Below are 18,205 nucleotides of genomic sequence, written 5' to 3' on the forward strand. Positions count from 1 at the left end.
CATGAAAGATTATATTTTTACAAAACCAGGGCATTCCCCAAGGGAAATAATTAAAAACATACGCTCTCTTAAAGGTGTATGCCTGACATCTGTTGGTATGCGTGATGCCGGACAATCTGATTTCAAGAACCGCCATCGCATATATGATCTCAAGACATTAGCTCCATACTACAATAGGATGGGACTTTTCAGCGCTGAATGCCATGGAGGAGCAAAATGGCATGTAGGCATAATGAACAGAAGAGAAAGCCCTTTTGAAGAAATTGATATTCTAAGGCAGTCAATGCCTGATGTGCTTTTGCAGACATTAGTAAGAGAGACTAATCTCTGGGGATACAGACCATATCCTAAAAATGTCATCGAATATGTTTTATCAAAGATTGATATCGACATATGGCGGTGTTTTTCTTTTCTTAATGACGTAAGAAACATGCGCACAGTAGCAGAGGTTGTAATGAAAAGGGGGAAACTCTTTGAGCCTGCAATATCATTTACATCCGCTGATTGGACAACAAATGATTATTACCTTTCGGTTGTTAAAGACATCATAGATCTATGCGGAGGAACAAACGAGATAGTCCTCTGTATCAAGGATATGGCTGGTGTTGGAGATATCTCAAGAATAGGCAGTCTTGTCAATGCAATAAAACAGAAATATCCGGACTTAATCATACAATATCACAGGCACATAACTGATGGTCTCGCAATACCTGCTTTTTTAGCTGCTGCAAAAGCAGGAGCCAAAATATTCGATGTTCAGGAAGATTCGCTTGTCCGTTTTTACAGCCATCCTCCTATTCTCAGCGTTCAGGCTTTTTTTGAAGAATCAGGAATTCCTGTTCATCTAAACAGAAAAGAGACAGAACAAGCTGTTCAGAAAGTACGCGAATGGATCGGACAATATGAATGGGCTGAGTCGCCTTTTAAAGGCTATGATCATACAGTTACTCTTCATAGAATGCCCGGCGGAGCATTTCCAAGTTCATTCGAACAGGCTGAAAAAGGCGAGTTTCTTCATCTTATGCCTGCTATTTTAAAAATTATGTCTTTATATAACAGGATTGTAAAATATTTTGATGTTACACCCGGCTCACAGATTACATGGGTCACATGCAGCGGGATCATAAACAGATATTCAAAAGAAAAAGGAGATGCCGGAGTAAAACATATAATCAAGCTTCTGACAAAATTTATAGAAGAAAAAGAACAGAAAATCGAAGAGATGACCAAAGAAGAACAGGAAGAACTTTTTATGCTTTTTAGAAATGCGCCCGGAGATTTTAAAAACCTTCTTCTTGGAAATTATGGGAAACTCCCTATTGGGTGGCCAGCAGACTGGGTGTATAAAAGCACATTTGGAGATAAATGGAGGGAAAAGATAAACGAACGCAAAGAACTTTCCCCTCTTGAATCGCTGGAGCCTGACGACATTCAAAAAATTCGGGAAGAACTTTCTGAATATTTGGGCAGGGAATCTGAAGAAGAAGAACTTATACTCTACCTGATGCATCCTAAAGATACGCTGGGGTATATTGAATTTATAGAGAAATACGGCGAAGCCCCATTGGCGCTTCCAACAGATGTCTGGAGAGAAGGACTTAAAAAACCCGGAGACATAGTAAATTTTGAATTATGGGGGAAACCTTATTCAGTAGAATTTGTCTCTATAGGCTCTGAAAACGAAGGCATCATTCATGTTGTTATGAGTGTTAACAACAGAACCCGTGTCTACAAAGTAGAAACTCCAAGAGCCAAGAAAACAGAAATACGGATCGCAAAAACAGCTAATGATATCGGAGCTCCTATTAATGGAAATGTCTGGAGAATAGGCAATACTGAAAGAGGAACTCTCCGAATCGGAGATATAGTCCATAAAGGCGAAGAGATCGCAAATCTTGAAGCCATGAAGATGGAAAATGTAATCACCGCGCCATTTGACGGCCAGATAATCGAGATATGCATAAAACTCAACGATTCTGTACAAGAAGAACAACTACTTTTTGTTATTGAGAGATACTGATTAAGCTTATTCAAAGAAAATTACAGGAGGACAGGAATGGCAGATATAGTGCTGGAAACAAATCTGAATGATCTTAAACTTCTAAGGCGCGGGAAGGTCAGGGATGTGTACGAAGTTGATGATTATTTACTGATTATAGCTACTGACAGGATATCTGCATTTGATGTTGTTTTGCCGAACGGGATTCCTGATAAGGGAAGGATACTTACGCAAATTTCGATATTCTGGTTTGATAAGATAAAGAATATTATCGAGAATCATATTGTTGCAACAGATGTAAAAGAATATCCTAAGATTCTTCAAAAATATAAAAACATTCTTGAAGGCAGAAGCATGCTTGTCAGAAAAGCAGAGCCCCTGCCTGTTGAATGTATTGTCAGGGGTTATCTTTCAGGCTCAGGATGGAAAGAATATAAAAAAAGCAAAACTGCCGGTGGGATAAAACTTCCTGAAGGACTTTCTGAATCATCAAGGTTGGAAGAGCCTATTTTTACTCCAAGCACAAAAGCAGAAGAAGGACATGATATAAACATAAGTTTTGAAGAGGTAAAAAGAATAGTCGGCTCCGAGCTTGGAGAGAGTTTGAGAAATGTAAGTTTTAAGGTTTATAGCAAGGTCAGAGACATTGCTGAGAAAAAAGGGATCATCATTGCTGACACAAAAATGGAATTTGGCATTTACAAAAACAAACTTATTATCATCGATGAACTCTTAACCCCCGATTCATCAAGATTCTGGTCTATCAAAAACTATCAGCCCGGAAAACCGCAGGACAGTTTCGATAAACAGATAGTAAGAGATTATCTGCTCACACTTGACTGGAATCAAACTTATCCGGGGCCGGAACTCCCCGATGAAATTGTTAACAAGGCGGCTGACAGGTACAGAGAAATATACAAGATACTTACAGCGTAGAAATTTTTATTCTAGCCTAAATTTCGCAGCAATACGGCCTGCGTATTTATTTATCAAATTGCTTCTTTTTAAAAACGGGAACACAGGTTTTCTTCTGCTTCCAAGCTTTCTGATTTCCCAGAGAAGGTCATTGTTTGTGTTATCAACTCTGAGACCAAATCTGAAAGCTGCTATGGCAAGCTTCTTCTGTCTTGCTGCAAGATATGCCCTGCCAAGATTAAGACAAAGCAATACCTGATATCGTTTCTCTTCTGATGTAAACGCAAAGCCCAGTCTGTCTACAGCATCCTTGCACAATTTGATTCCCTCTGCAAATCTGCCCTCTACACAAGTAAGCAGGTAACCATAATAAGACTTTATAAATGGATCATCAGGAAGTTCAATCATTGCATCTTTTATTGTTTTAAAAGCTTGTTTCTTGTTTTTTCTTTGAAGGAGTTTTTCGATAATATCAAAATATTCTGTTCTTTTGGGAGTTCCCTTATAATCCAGCGTTACAACCTCAATGGTATCTCCAGGTCTTTTTTCTGCAGCCATATTTATCTTATGCTCATCATTCACGAGTATTATTCTTACTATATCTACATATTAAATCAAGTTGAAATACCGCAAATGCTCTGTTATAATTCAACATTAATTCTTCCATACACAAGACTTGCATCTGGAAAGAAAACTTATGGCTATGAATCTGACAATAAAAAACGTAAAGGAAAGACAATTCCCATGCAATGCTTTAATATTGCCTGTAGTAGAGGGTGAACTTGATTATTACAGTAAAATAAGTCCTGAAACTCATTCTTTCCTGAAAAAAATTTCTACGGAAGAATTCAGCGGCAAACATAATGAAGTTCTGCTTATTCATTCACCCAAAGATATCAAACCTCAAAGACTGCTCTTTATTGGTCTTGGCAAAAAAACTGATATTTCTCCTGAAAAATTGAGACAGGCGGGCGGCAAGGCAGCTGCGTATCTTGCTGAAAGAGGCATTAAAAAAACAGGTCTTTCAACAAGCCTTATTGAATCATTAAAACTCTCTTCTTCAGATTTTATCGAAGGCTCGCTTCTGAGTTTATATAAATTCAGAAAATATTTAAAAAAAGAAAAACAGTATGGGATAGATATTCTTACGCTTCTTGCAAAACCCTCACAACTTCTTAAAGAAAAACTTATCTGGGCAAAAACAGCTGTTGATGCAGTGAATTTTGCAAGAGATTTGATTAACACACCATCAAATGACATGACGCCGACCCATCTTGCAAAAACAGCTCTGTCATTAAGAAAAAAGAACCTTTCAGTAAAAGTTTTAGGGAGAATAGAAGCCGAGAAACTGGGGATGGGAGCTTATCTTTCAGTAAGCAAAGGTTCTCATCAACCTCCAAAATTTATCTTGCTTGAATATCGAGGTAAAAAATCCAGCTCAAAAATAAAACCCCTTGTGCTCATAGGAAAATCAATAACTTTTGACAGCGGAGGCATATCACTCAAGCCTTCTGAAAACATGGAAAAAATGAAGGATGATATGTCGGGCGGCGCTGCTGTGTTAGGAATATTCAAGGCAGTTTCTGAAGCTGAACTTCCTATACACATTGTCGGCATATTGCCTGCAACAGAGAATCTTCCGGGCGGATCTGCAACAAAACCCGGCGATATTGTAAAAGCGCTGGACGGGAAAACCATAGAGATAATAAATACCGACGCTGAAGGCCGTCTTGTTCTTGCAGATGCAATAACATATGCAAAGCATTTTAACCCGAGCGCAATAATTGACATTGCAACATTAACAGGAGCATGTACAATCACATTCGGCAATGAGGCAATTGCAATGATGGGGAATAATCGTGAACTGCTTGATAAGATCAAAAAATCATCGGAGAGGACTTATGAACGAGCATGGGAAATGCCGCTGTTCGATGAATATAAGGACTATTTAAAAAGTGATATAGCTGATATTAAAAACACCGGCGGCAGAAGCGGTTCACTGATAACAGCAGCATATTTTTTGTATGAATTTGCTCAAGATACGCCATGGGTGCATCTTGATATAGCCTCAACAGCATGGATTGACAAGGAAAAACCTTATCTTGCAAAAGGCGCATCAGGAATAGGTGTAAGGCTTATTCTGGATTTTATAGCAAAGGAATTAAAAACTTTCAGTTAATATATCCCTCAATCAAAATATCCTCTCCAATAGTTTTGTGATTTATGTCTTTTATCTGATATGCCTCTGAAAGTTTTCTGAAAGTCTTTCCTCCAACAGCAGTAAATGATTCTTTTCCGCCTATTATTTTCGGGGCTATAAAAAACATGATTTTATCCACAATACCGTCTTCAAGCGCATGGCTGTTCAATGAAGACCCTCCTTCAATCATTACAGATGAGATCTCCAACTCTCCAAGAATATTCATCAGCCACTTAAGATCAAGATTCTTTTCCTCATATTCAATAATCCTGACCCCCCTGCCAAGCAAAGTATTTTTCTTCTCTTTATCCTGCAACTTTGAACTGGCAACTATTATTGTCTGAGGCGGGGTAATAAGAATTTTAGAATCAATGGGAATATCGAGTCTTGGGTCAATTATGATTCTTACAGGATCTTTCTTGCCTTTTATTCTTGAAGTTAATTGCGGGTCATCTGCCTTAATAGTCCCGATCGCAGTCATAACTGCATCAGTGCTGCTTCTCAGGTTGTGAACATATTGTCTTGCCTTTTCTCCTGTAATCCATTTTGACTCGCCTTCCGGAGTTGCTATCTTTCCATCCAGAGTCATTGCAACTTTCATTGTTACAAAAGGTATTTTTTTTGTTATGTATTTAATGTAAGCTTCATTTAATTTTACGCATTCTTTTTCCAGCACACCAGAGACAACCTTTATCCCTGCATTCTCCATCTCTTTAATCCCTCTGCCAAAAACTTTGGGATTAGGATCTTTCATTCCTAAAATAACTTTTTTTATCCCTGATTCAATTATTGCCTTTGTACAGGGCGGAGTTAATTTTTCTGTGTGGCAGCATGGTTCGAGATTGACGTAAAGTGCAGTGCCTTTTGCTTTTGCACCTGTTTTTTGGATTACAAGCGCTTCAGCGTGCGGAGTTCCGGGTTTTTTATGAAAATCCTCAGCAATAATCTTTTCGTTTTTAACAAGAAGAGCGCCAACCATCGGATTAGGGCTTGTCATTCCGCTTGCCTTAGCTGCAAGCCTCAAAACCCTCTTCATCATCAGAGCATCATTCATAGATAAATATTTTACCTTATTCTGATTGGATTTCTAAGAATAAACACGCTGTAAGAATTTAATAATTATTTTTTATAGTAATGCATCGCTTCTGGGATAAATGTCTCAATACCATTTATCCTTGTTGCATCAGAAGGATGCGTGCTCAAAAATGCCGGCGGTTGTTTCCCTTTGTGTTTTTCAGACATCTCCTTCCAGAAAACAACTGCGGCTCTTGGGTCATACCCTGCGAGCGCCATAAATATTAATCCTAATCTGTCTGCTTCTGTCTCTTGCAGTCTGCTGTAAGGCAGAAGGACTCCTATCTGAGCGCCGATGCCATATGCAGCCATGAACAGCTGATTAGTCTTTCCATACTGTTTTGAAAGAGCCACATCAAGAGCCACTCCTCCTAATTCTGCGACGAGCATCTGGCTCATCCTTTCGTCACCGTGATTTGCAATTACATGCGAAATTTCATGCCCTAGCACCACAGCAAGGCCGGTCTCATTTTTTACAACAGGAAGTATCCCTGTATAAACAACTACTTTTCCTCCGGGCATAGCCCATGCGTTCACACTTTTATCTTCGATTAGATTGAATTCCCACTTGTAATCTTTCACGATATCAGACAGGTTGTTCTGGGCAAGATATTTTTCTACAGCGTTTGCAATTTTTTTGCCTACTTTGCTTACCATTAATGCTTCTTCTGTATTATAAACTGCTTTATTTTTTAACAGGAACTCTTTGTATGAGTCATTGCTCATTGTCAGGATTGTATCGGAAGGTATGAGTTTCAGCTGCTGCCTGCCTGTAATAGGGACTGTTGAACACGCAACCAGAAATACGAGAGCTGATACTGCAAAGATTATTTTTTTCATAATGCTTATTTTAAGCCTCAACATTCTCAATTCATTGATTCAGAATTAAAATCTATTGCTGCTTTGTATAAGGCAGCAGCCCGCCTTTTATAATTATGTTTTTTTGCCTGTCATTAAAATCAGACAGAACCTCAAAAGTAAAATTCTTTGTCAGATTTTCGATCTTATATATCTGCTCAGAATTCAGAGAATTAATAATATTCCTTATTGCAAGCATGTCGCCCTTTTCTATCTTTTCATAATCAGACGGATTCTTGAATTGCAGAGGCAGGATCCCGAAATTTATCAGGTTTGACTTGTGTATTCTTGCAAATGATTTCGCAATAACAGCCTGAAGACCCAAAAACATCGGAGCCATTGCAGCATGTTCGCGCGATGAACCCTGACCGTAATTTTCTCCGCCGACTACGATGCCTCCGCCGTGTTCACTCGCTGATTTTGCCCTTTTACTGAATGTCGCATCAATGCCGTGAAAAACATATTCCGATATAGCAGGAATATTTGACCTCAAAGGCAGAAGCTGTGAACCAGCAGGCATAATATCATCGGTCGTTATATTGTCCTTTAGTTTAAGCAGTACCTCTGCCTTTATCTCCTCACCAAGAGGTTTTTTTACAAGCACTTCTTTTATATTAGGTCCTTTAATAACCTTAACTGATCTGTAATCTTCTCTTGGAGGAATAAGCATGTTGTCGTTAACAGGATACGTTGACGGTTCTTTGAATTCTTCAACCTTGAGTTCGGAATAACGCGGGTCCGTAATTACGCCTCTTATCGCAAACACAGCGCAGCTCAAGGGATTTGCAAGATATACCAGTGCGTCTTTTGTCCCGCTTCTTCCCATGAAATTTCTATTGTAAGACCTTACTGATACCTGTGCGCTTCCAGGCGAACCTCCCATCCCAATGCAGGGTCCGCACGAAGATTCAAGCATTCTTGCGCCTGAAGCAATCATCTCGGCTGTAAGCCCTTCTTTTGCCATCATCTCATAAACCTGCTTTGATCCTGGATTGATCAGAAGATTAACTTTTTCTGAAACAACATTCTTTCTTAGAATTGATGCAACTGCCTTCATTGTCTGATACGAAGAATTTGTGCAGCTGCCAATGCATATCTGATTTACCTCTGTGCCTGCAAGCTCTCTGACAGGAACAACCGAATCAGGACTGTGAGGCTTTGCAATCATTGGCTCGAGCGAATTCAAATCCAGTTCGATGATATTAGAATATTCTGCATCTTTGTCAGCAGAAAGCTCTACCCATTCTTGTTCTCTTTTTTGCGCTTTCAGAAAATATTTTGTTCTTTCGTCGCTCGGGAATATGGATGTTGTTGCGCCAAGTTCAGCGCCCATATTAGTAATTGTCGCTCGTTCTGTAACGCTTAAGTCCTTAACGCCTTCTCCTCCGTATTCGATTATCTTTCCAACTCCGCCCTTGACAGTAAGCCTTCTTAATATCTCGAGTATCACATCCATTCCCATTACCCAAGGCCTAGGGAGTTTTCCGTTAAGCTTTACAAGCACAACCTCAGGCATATTAATCTCAAAAGGAGAGCCTGCCATTACAGTTGCAGCATCGAGACCTCCGACTCCTATTGCGATCATTCCCATGCCGCCGTTTGTCGGTGTATGGCTGTCTGTCCCAAGAGCAATCCTGCCTGGAGCTGCAAATCTTTCAAGATTTATCTGGTGGGATATTCCATTGCCTGGCCGTGAAAAATAAGCGCCATATTTCGCGGCAGCAGTCTGAAGGAACAGGTGATCGTCAGCATTCATATAATTTGACTGAAGCATATTATGGTCAACGTATGACACAGCAAGAGGTACCTTAATTTTATCGAGTCCTATTGCCTCAAATTGAAGCCATGTCATTGTTCCTGTTGCGTCTTGAGTATAGACCTCATCAACCTTAAGGCCAATAGGGCTTCCAGGTTTGATATCTCCATAAACCAGATGTGATCCAAAAATCTTTTCAACTATATTCTTTCCCAAACTATCCCCCGATAAAATTCTAATCTGCTTGCTTATAAAAATTTAACATATCTGAATAAATTAAATCCAAAATGAATTATGGTTATATCTTGCATTAAATTGCATTTTGTTAATTATTTTACTTTTTCTTGAGGTCATATGAAATTTTTTGCGCCTTGACTTTTCATTCTAGCAGGACTATAACTTTGACATAAAGGAGGCTTTAAGCTAAAGGAGGTAATTGAAAAATAAGTTAATCGTCAAATATATTCGTTGCATTAGATTCTCTATTTAAACAAGGAGGAGACTCATAATGTCTAAACGAAAAAAAATTACAAGACGAGAATTTATAAAAACAGGGGTGGCCATAGGTACTGTTGTAACATTCTGTCCTGATTTATTTAGGATGGTATTCGGTGTTGATGCTGAAGCCCGCTCCAAATCAATAACTTACGATCAAATTATCAGAACCGCCTGCTCACCCTCATGCGCAGGGCAGGTATGCGGGATGAACGCTTTTGTAAAAAACGGTAAGATTGTGAAAATAGAGCCCGCTGAGTTTCCTGACCCCAAGTATAAAAGAATCTGCCTTAAAGGACTAACTCATTTGGAGCGAACATACCATAAAGATCGTCTTAAATATCCTATGAAAAGGGTAGGGGAAAGGGGTAGTGGGAAATGGAAGCGTATCACTTGGGATGAAGCGCTAGACACTATCGCATCAAAAATCACAGAGATAAAAGAAAAGCATGGGAGTGATTCGCTCGTGTTCATGCCGGTTGGAGGAGGCACAAGTACAGTTCTGAACAGCAGATCAGGATGGCGTCTTGCAAATCTTCTGGATGCTCAGGCAGTAGCATCAATCTCGCTTCATGGCGATCTTGCTGTAGGGAACCTTATGACGCTGAGTTGGAAAGGTGGAACTCCTCGCGGCTCGCTTCTCGGCTATACAGAACCTTCTGACTATAAAAACTCAAAGCTTATTATACTTTGGGGCGAAAATACCTCTGAATCAAGAATGATGGATATGCATTTTATGTATGATGCTATGGATAATGGCGCAAAAATAGTTGTAATTGACCCCAGATTTACTTCTACTGCATCTAGAGCTAATAAGTGGATTCCAATCAAGCCTGGAACTGACGGCGCACTGGCTCTTTCGATGATGCATGTGATTATTGATAAAAATCTGCATGACAAGAACTTTATCGCCAAGTATACTGTCGGACCATTTCTTGTCAGAAGTGACAACGGAATGTTTCTGCGAGACAAGGACATAAATGAAAAAGGCGGCGATGACTACATGGTATTTGACCAATCAGGAGATAAGCTTGAGCATGCGTCTGAAAATGTGGATCAGGCATTAATCGTTAAAAAAGAGGTCATACTTAAAAATGGCTCGAAAATTAGTGTTGAAACAGCTTTTTCGCTGCTCAAACAGCTTGCTGACAAGTATCCTCCAAAAGTTGCATCTGAAATTACAAACATACCTGCAGCACAAATTGAACAGCTTGCTATCGAGTACGGCAAAACAAAGCCCAGCCTTATCAGAATAGGCAGGTCATTTCATGTGTACATGGACGGACATAATGCGCAGAGAGCGGTAATCACTCTTGGCGCTTTGACCGGGAACATTGGCAATTCTGGAGGTGGAGTTCTTCATGGCGGCGGGACACAAGCTATCGGCGGTTCTGCCTTGTCACGGTTTAACATGAAGGAGTTTCTCAGCCCTACAGGTAAGCCTCTGAAGGTTTTGCCAGGACTGCACCTTACAGGAAATCCTGATATAGCAAAGAAAACAAAATTTCTCTGGGTGTCGGGAAAAAATCCGATCAATCAATCTCCAGCAAAAAACAAGTTTGTAAATGAGATATTGCCTAATTATGAATTTTTTGTTGTGATGGATCAGTTCATGACTGTCACTGCTGAATATGCTGATATTGTTCTTCCTGCATGTTCATGGTTTGAAAAAACAGATATTGCGGTTGCTGTGCATTACTACTTGCAACTTCAACAAAAAGTGATAGAGCCGATGTATGAAGCAAAGCCGGAAATAGAGGTGTATGGTGAGATAGCCAAGAGACTCGGCTTTGGAAAATATTTTGAAAAAACAACTGAGGAGTGGCTTGAAATTCTGCTCAATAATCCAAATGCAACCGAGCTTAAAGGGATCACGCTTGCAAAGCTGAAACAGGGGGCGTGCCGTATAAATGTTCCTGACCCATATATTGGATGGGCAGATAAAAAATTCCTGACTGATTCCGGGAGGATTGAATTTTATGTAGAGTGGCTGAAGGAGTTTGGGGAAGAACTCCCTCTATATAAAGAACCTTTTGAAGTTTCTCCTTTAAATCCGCTCTTTAAAAAATATCCTCTTATGTTCCAGCAGGGACACACTCGATATTATGCTCATTCGCAGTTCGGAGGCTATAGCCCCTCTATACTCGAATTGAACCCAGAACCGCAAATCAGTATACATCCATCGGATGCAACGCCTCGTAGAATCAAAAGTGGTGATTTTGTCAATATGGTTAATGACAGGGGCAGATTGAAATGCAAAGCACTCGTTACTGAAGGTATAATGCCTGGTTGTGTTCATATACCTGAAGGATGGTGGCCGAAGCACTATCGCGGAGGACATCATAATGACCTTACGCATGACACGCTTACAAAGGCTACATCAAATAACAAGAAACTACGCAGGGAATCAAACAGCCCGTTTTATGATACCCTTGTTGAAGTAAAAAAAGCGTAAAGGAGGATGATGAAAATGGGCAAACAATACGGATTAATTATAGACTTGAAAAGATGTTTTGGCTGTAATACCTGTACGCTTGCATGCAGAATGGAAAACACTACAAAGGTGGGTATTTTGTTAAGCGAAGTGCACACTGTTGGTGCAGACAATAAATGGAATAAAAAAGATGTGCCAGCTGGAAAATTTCCCGACTTGAAAATGTATTATCTCCCTGTGTTATGTAACCATTGCGAGAAACCGGCATGTAAAACAAATCTGAAGAAAGGTATGATAAGCAAACGAGATGATGGGATAGTAATAATTAATCAAAAGATGAAATATGAAAAGAGCAACATTAATGCATGTCCTTACGGTAGATTGAAATGGGACGCAGAAGATAAGGAATTGATAAAATGTGATTTTTGTCTAAGCAGAGTAGAAGAAGGCAAGAAACCCTTATGCGTTGAAAGCTGTCCTGCAAAAGCAAGACATTTTGGAGAATTCAGCAATCCTGATTTTGCTAAAATCGCAGCTAATGCGAAACCGCTATTCCCTTTTTTAAAAACAAATCCTTCAGTTCTGTACATTATGCCTAAAGGACAAGAAGATAATGCAGTAGGAAACATAAGATAGTTTTAAATGCTTCCCAAATACCGGCTGGTGCGCTTATAACCCAGCCGGTATCTTGTGTATTAAAATATCACTAATATTTTCTAGAGCTAAGAAAATTTAACTTTACGTTAAGTTAAATTTTGAAATTAATTATCGAAAAACATATTTTTGACTTTATTTTGTTTGCTGTGTAAAAATATATGATATTTTAGTTCAAGGAGAATTATAGATGCATTTTTTTAAATACAAAAAAAATGAATTATATGCTGAAAATGTCCCTGTAAAAAAACTTGCCGAGATATATGGGACGCCTCTTTATATTTACAGCCATGACACTTTGCTAAGACACTTTCGAGCTTATGATGAGGCGTTTAGGGGCTATCCGCATATAATCTGTTTTGCCGTTAAATCAAATTCAAATCTCGCAGTGCTGAGACTGCTCGGAAAACACAGCAGCGGAGCAGACATAGTATCAGGCGGTGAACTGCATCGAGCGCTCAAAGCAGGGATATCTCCCAAAAAAATAGTTTATGCCGGAGTAGGAAAAACAGATGACGAGATAAAATACGCTCTAAGATCAAAGATTTTGATGTTCAATGTGGAATCTGAATCTGAATTGAAAAAGATTGATGAAATAGCAGGCAGAATGAAGACAAAGGCGCCCGTTGCATTGAGAATCAATCCTGATATCAACCCTCAGACACACCATTACATCTCAACAGGATTAAAGAAAAACAAATTCGGGATCCCGATAGAAAACGCGCTTGAGTATTACAGAATTGCGAGCAAGCTCAAAAATATCGCGATTGTCGGAATCCACAAACATATCGGTTCTCAGATCACAAAAGTCTCTCCTTTTGTGGATGCATTAAAAAAAATACTGGTTCTTCTTCAGAATCTCGAAACACACGGAGTGAATCTCAGATATCTAGATATAGGCGGCGGACTTGGAATTCCTTATAATAACGAGGAACCGCCTCTGCCCAAAGATCTGGCAAAAAATCTTCTGCCTCTTTTGAAAAACAGGGAAATGACACTTATAATTGAGCCCGGCAGATCTATTACCGGGAATGCAGGGATACTCGTCACAAAAACTCTTTATATTAAAAAGGGCCATAAAAAAGAATTTTTCATTGTTGATGCAGGAATGAATGACCTGATGAGACCATCCCTGTATGATGCATATCACAATATTCAGCCTGTTATTAAATCCAAGAGGCCGAATGTCAAGGCTGATGTTGTAGGCCCTATATGTGAATCAGGAGATTTTCTCGCTAAAGGCAGAGAGATTCCAAGATTAAAAGAAGGCGAATATCTTGCAGTAATGAGTGCAGGAGCATATGGATTTTCTATGAGCTCAAACTATAACAGCCGTCCGCGTGCTGCAGAGGTAATGGTCAAAGGCAATAAGCATTTTCTGATAAGAGAGAGAGAGACGTTAAATGACTTGATAAGCAGTGAAAATATCCCTTCTTTTCTAAAGTGAATCTATAAACTCCTTTCATCCATCGAACCAACAAGGCGATAAACCTTGACTTTTCCATAGGTAAACAATAAAATTTTGAAAAAGCACTGAAGGAGTAAATAATGACACGCAAGCTGCTTCTTGCTGACGACAGCATAACAATACAAAAGGTCGTTGAACTTGTACTTACAGATGAGGGCTTCGAAATAAAAGCTGTTACAAACGGCGAGGAAGCTCTTGCTGCAATAAAAAATTTCAGGCCTGATATTGTGCTTGCTGATATTGACATGCCTAAGATTAACGGCTATCAGTTGTGCGAAAAAATAAAATCAGATACTGAAACAAAAGACATCCCTGTGATACTCCTTTCAGGAGCTTTCGAACCGATCGATGAAGCACTTTCCAAACAGGTAAGGGCAGACAGCTACATAGTAAAACCATTCGAGTCACAAGAACTTATCAGCAAAATAAATTCCATATTAAGATCACTTGCAAAAAACACTCCAACCATCCCTGCAGAAGAAGTAGTATTTGCTCAGGAAGCAGACGATGATTCATCTGTAGTAACAGCAGAGGTATTTGAAGAAGCTCCACAGAAAAATAAATTAAAAATAACTAGTGCTGAAGAAACCACATCAGAATACAGCGGAGATGTGATAGAGATTCAGGATGTGAGCATTGATGAAGCCATGAATGCCGCTAAACAGGCTGAATCACTTCTTGAGCAAACAACTGAGATGTCAGCTGTTGAAACATCTCGATTTTCAGAGTCTGTTGTTCCTTCATATGAAAAGAAAAGCATTCTCAAACAGGAAATACCAGTACAAAAAAAATCTGCTGACATACCCATGCCCTCTCAATCAGACATGTCAAATATAATTAAAAAAACAGTTGATGAAAAGGTTCAATCGCTTTTGTCATCTCTGGATTTAAAAGATACGGTTATGACAGCAATTAGTCCTACTATCAAGGAGTCTTTAGAAAAAATATTATGGGAAATATCGACTGAGCTCACAGAGAGAATGCTGAAAGAGACAATACAGAACTCTATGGCTTCTATAAACAAGGAAGTCGAAAAAGTGATATGGGAGACTGTGCCAGAGGTTGCAGAGACATTAATTTCAAAAGAGATTAAAAAGATCAGGTCAGAGACGTAGAAATTGTTATTTCCATTTTTGGATTCTACTTTTTATAAATCGCATCTAATCTAAAATGATAGAACTAGAGAAGAGTTATACGCCAAAAGGCATTGAAGAAAAGTGGTATGAGATATGGGTTCGCGAAGGTTATTTTAAACCCGAGATAAATCCTTCGGGCAAACCATATTCCATTGTCATTCCTCCTCCTAATGTAACAGGCTCGCTCCACATGGGTCATGCGCTCAATGCAACTTTGCAGGATGTTCTTGCCAGATGGAAAAGAATGTGCGGATTTAAAGTTCTCTGGCTTCCGGGAACAGACCATGCAGGCATTGCAACACAAAATGTTGTAGAGCGTCAGCTTACATCTGAAAAAATCACAAGACAGCAGATAGGGAGAGACGCATTCATAGAGCGCGTATGGAGATGGAAGGCTGAATACGGAGGCAAAATAATCCATCAGCTTAAAAGCATGGGCGCATCATGCGACTGGTCAAGGGAAAGATTTACTCTTGATGAAGGACTTTCCAAGGCGGTAAAAGAAGTGTTTGTAAGGCTTTATGAAGAGGGGCTGATATATAGAGACAACAGACTTATTAACTGGTGCCCGCGCTGTCATACGGCTCTGTCAGACCTTGAAGTTGAACATGAAGAACTGGATGGGAAACTTACATATATAAAGTATCCGCTGTCTGATTCAGATGAACATATAATAGTTGCCACAACAAGACCTGAGACAATGCTGGGAGATACTGCGGTTGCCGTAAATCCTTCTGACAAGAGATATAAAAAACTGATCGGCAAGACAGTTTCTCTGCCTTTGACAGAAAGAAAAATTCCTATAGTCCCTGATGCTGCGGTTGATTTGGCATTTGGAACAGGAGCAGTAAAAGTCACGCCTGCGCATGATTTCAATGACGAGGCAATAGCAAAAAGACAGGATCCTTCACTGCCGTTCATTATGGTCATAGGAAAAGACGGAAAGATGACTGACGAGGCAGGCAAAAAATACTCCGGTCTAGACAGATATGAATGCAGAAAACTAGTAGTCAATGACCTCAACGAGCTTAATCTTATTGAAAAAGAGGAGAAACACAAACACTCAGTCGGATATTGTTATAGATGCAAGACAATAATAGAGCCGCTCCCGACACTCCAGTGGTATGTGAATGTTAAAACACTTGCAAAAGATGCAATGAGTGTTGTTAGGAAAAAGAAGATAAGGATACTTCCTCCGTCGTGGGAGAATGCATATTTCGGCTGGATGGAGAATATCAGAGACTGGTGCATATCAAGACAGATATGGTGGGGACACAGAATTCCTGCATGGTATTGTCAGGAAATGAAGAACAACAAATGCCGTTCAAAAAACGGAGTAATAGTATCCAGAACAATACCTGAATCATGTCCTTATTGCGATTCAAAAAATCTTGTTCAGGATGAAGATGTGCTTGATACATGGTTCTCGTCTGCACTCTGGCCTTTCTCAACGTTGGGCTGGCCTGAAAAAACACCAGACCTCAAGGCCTTCTATCCGACAAGCGTTCTTGTTACTGCATTCGACATCCTATTCTTCTGGGTAGCAAGGATGATAATGATGGGACTTAAATTTATGGATCAAGTGCCGTTTAAGGATGTTTACATCCATGCAATTATCAGGGATGCCTCCGGACAGAAGATGTCAAAGTCAAAAGGCAATGTTGTTGATCCTTTATTGATAATAGATAAATATGGGACAGATGCATTTAGATTTACTCTTTGCGCATTTGCTGCTCAAGGGAGAGACATAAAATTTTCCGAAGACAGAGTTGAAGGATACAGACATTTTGTTAACAAGCTCTGGAACGCTGCTAGGTTTATAATGATGAATCTTAAAACAGATTCGATTCCTGAAAAACCAAGAGTGGAACTTGATATCGCAAGCAGATGGATATTAAGCAGACTTAGCGCTGTTGCCGAAGACGTGAACTCTGCCCTTGAAGAATATAGATTCAATGATGCGGCAAACAACATATATCAATTTGTCTGGCATGAATTCTGTGACTGGTATATTGAAATGTCAAAGACAGATATGGATGATCCACAAAAGGGAAACGGCATAAGATGGTGTCTTGTCACCACACTTGAAGCAACTCTAAGGCTGCTGCACCCATTCATGCCTTTTGTAACTGAAGAAATATGGCAGAAACTTCCTTATATTAAAACCTCACAGCCAGAAGTGAGAAAAAGCATTGTTATTGCCAATTTCCCAAAATCACTACCAGAAGATGCCAGCGCTGAAAAAAAACTATCTTATGTTATGGAGGCTATAACAGGAATAAGGAATATTAGGGGCGAGCTTAATGTTTTGCCTTCAGCAGAAGTAAAATGCTCGATAAAGGTCTTTTCTTCAAAAACAACAGCTATCCTGAAAACAAACATCCGCTATATAAAGAAACTTGCTCGCACATCAGAGGTAGAGATTGGAGAAGCCCTGAATAAACCTGCAGATTCAGCTGTTTGCGTCAGAGACAGCATGGAAATATACGTTCCCCTTAAAGGGCTTTTGAATATTGATGCAGAAATTGATAGACTTATGAAAGAAGACAAGAAAGTCGAAGAGTCTGTTGAGTTTCTAAGGAAAAAACTTATGAGCGAGGATTTTTTAAACAGGGCTCCTGAAGAAATAGTAAAAAAGGAACAAGCCAAGTTTGATGAACTGCTTGCGAAAAGAGAAAGGATCAAGGAAAATATTCAAAAAATGAATGATTTAAGGGGGTAAAATGAAGTCAAATATTAATAAGAAGATTATAGAAAAAAAGGATGCTGAATTCATAGAGGCAGAATTCGTCAGCATAAAACACAGTTCTGTAAGGGCAGTTGAAGGCAATCATATAGAAATGCAGCAGGTTGGCGCTTTGAGCGTTGATGCTGAAAAGATAGATGTCACTCAGGGAGTAACCGGCATTCTGAGAGGCAATAACATAAACCTGAATCAGAGCATAAGCGGGGTAACTGCAGGCAATAACATTTCACTCAATTTTTCATTGTCCCCGATGGTTATATCAAAAGGCGGAACAGAATCAAATAAAAGCGCTGTCGGTATTATGGCTGGCATGAAGATTAAATCCAATAACAGCACTTCCTTGATCATGCTTGGCAATAAAGTAGAAGGCAATGTGACAACACTTCTGGACTGGCGTGGTGCATTGGCATTGGGAGCTGTATGCGGCGGAATTCTGGGATTATTTTCTATTCTAAGAAAAAAATAATTTC

At 39.5% G+C, this 18,205-nt stretch carries 13 protein-coding genes; 9 read left to right on the forward strand and 4 right to left on the reverse strand.

Going from position 1 to position 18,205, the window contains the following annotated elements; translation table 11 throughout:
• The first annotated feature begins 1 nt into the window (after position 1).
• Both LLF28_03690 and LLF28_03695 read left to right on the forward strand, forming a co-directional pair.
• Positions 2-2,020 (forward strand): hypothetical protein, encoded by a 2,019-nt coding sequence (locus LLF28_03690; protein MCE5194544.1) that lies wholly within the window; start codon positions 2-4, stop codon positions 2,018-2,020.
• A gap of 36 nt (positions 2,021-2,056) precedes the next feature.
• A complete protein-coding gene (locus LLF28_03695; protein ID MCE5194545.1) occupies positions 2,057-2,935 on the forward strand; it encodes a phosphoribosylaminoimidazolesuccinocarboxamide synthase in 879 nt (292 codons plus the stop codon).
• A gap of 6 nt (positions 2,936-2,941) precedes the next feature.
• Here the strand turns inward: LLF28_03695 and LLF28_03700 are convergent, their stop codons facing one another.
• Positions 2,942-3,472: a hypothetical protein gene (locus LLF28_03700; GenBank protein ID MCE5194546.1), complete on the reverse strand. Its 531-nt coding sequence runs from the start codon at positions 3,470-3,472 to the stop codon at positions 2,942-2,944.
• A 139-nt stretch (positions 3,473-3,611) separates the two neighbouring features.
• Here LLF28_03700 and LLF28_03705 point away from each other — a divergent pair, with 139 nt between their 5' ends.
• The gene (locus LLF28_03705; protein ID MCE5194547.1) at positions 3,612-5,093 is read left to right on the forward strand and encodes a leucyl aminopeptidase; all 1,482 of its coding nucleotides are present in this window, start codon (positions 3,612-3,614) and stop codon (positions 5,091-5,093) included.
• Here the strand turns inward: LLF28_03705 and ribD are convergent.
• The 3 genes from ribD to LLF28_03720 all read right to left on the reverse strand — a co-directional run bounded on the left by ribD (position 5,086) and on the right by LLF28_03720 (position 9,018).
• Positions 5,086-6,168, reverse strand: a complete 1,083-nt coding sequence (ribD, locus tag LLF28_03710; GenBank protein MCE5194548.1) for a bifunctional diaminohydroxyphosphoribosylaminopyrimidine deaminase/5-amino-6-(5-phosphoribosylamino)uracil reductase RibD — start codon at positions 6,166-6,168, stop codon at positions 5,086-5,088. The two genes, LLF28_03705 and ribD, sit on opposite strands and share 8 nt — an antisense overlap.
• A gap of 65 nt (positions 6,169-6,233) precedes the next feature.
• Entirely contained in the window at positions 6,234-7,028 is a 795-nt protein-coding gene (locus LLF28_03715; GenBank protein MCE5194549.1) for a M48 family metallopeptidase, read from the reverse strand.
• A 52-nt stretch (positions 7,029-7,080) separates the two neighbouring features.
• On the reverse strand, positions 7,081-9,018 hold the full coding sequence (locus LLF28_03720) for an aconitate hydratase (GenBank protein ID MCE5194550.1): 1,938 nt from the start codon (positions 9,016-9,018) through the stop codon (positions 7,081-7,083).
• Positions 9,019-9,310: 292 nt separating this feature from the next.
• Here LLF28_03720 and LLF28_03725 point away from each other — a divergent pair, with 292 nt between their 5' ends.
• From LLF28_03725 to LLF28_03750, 6 genes are all read left to right on the forward strand, one after another.
• Positions 9,311-11,752 (forward strand): molybdopterin-dependent oxidoreductase, encoded by a 2,442-nt coding sequence (locus LLF28_03725; GenBank protein MCE5194551.1) that lies wholly within the window; start codon positions 9,311-9,313, stop codon positions 11,750-11,752.
• Between the two features lie 15 nt (positions 11,753-11,767).
• Positions 11,768-12,367: a hypothetical protein gene (locus tag LLF28_03730; GenBank protein ID MCE5194552.1), complete on the forward strand. Its 600-nt coding sequence runs from the start codon at positions 11,768-11,770 to the stop codon at positions 12,365-12,367.
• Between the two features lie 208 nt (positions 12,368-12,575).
• Complete coding sequence (gene lysA / locus LLF28_03735; protein MCE5194553.1) at positions 12,576-13,832, forward strand: diaminopimelate decarboxylase; 1,257 nt, start codon at positions 12,576-12,578, stop codon at positions 13,830-13,832.
• 101 nt (positions 13,833-13,933) lie between these two features.
• Entirely contained in the window at positions 13,934-14,968 is a 1,035-nt protein-coding gene (locus tag LLF28_03740; protein ID MCE5194554.1) for a response regulator, read from the forward strand.
• Positions 14,969-15,023: 55 nt separating this feature from the next.
• A complete protein-coding gene (locus LLF28_03745; GenBank protein MCE5194555.1) occupies positions 15,024-17,711 on the forward strand; it encodes a valine--tRNA ligase in 2,688 nt (895 codons plus the stop codon).
• 1 nt (position 17,712) lies between these two features.
• Positions 17,713-18,201, forward strand: a complete 489-nt coding sequence (locus tag LLF28_03750) for a hypothetical protein (GenBank protein ID MCE5194556.1) — start codon at positions 17,713-17,715, stop codon at positions 18,199-18,201.
• The last annotated feature ends 4 nt before the right edge of the window (positions 18,202-18,205 follow it).

Source organism: Nitrospiraceae bacterium (assembly GCA_021373015.1).
Classification (GTDB): domain Bacteria; phylum Nitrospirota; class Thermodesulfovibrionia; order Thermodesulfovibrionales; family UBA1546; genus JAJFTJ01.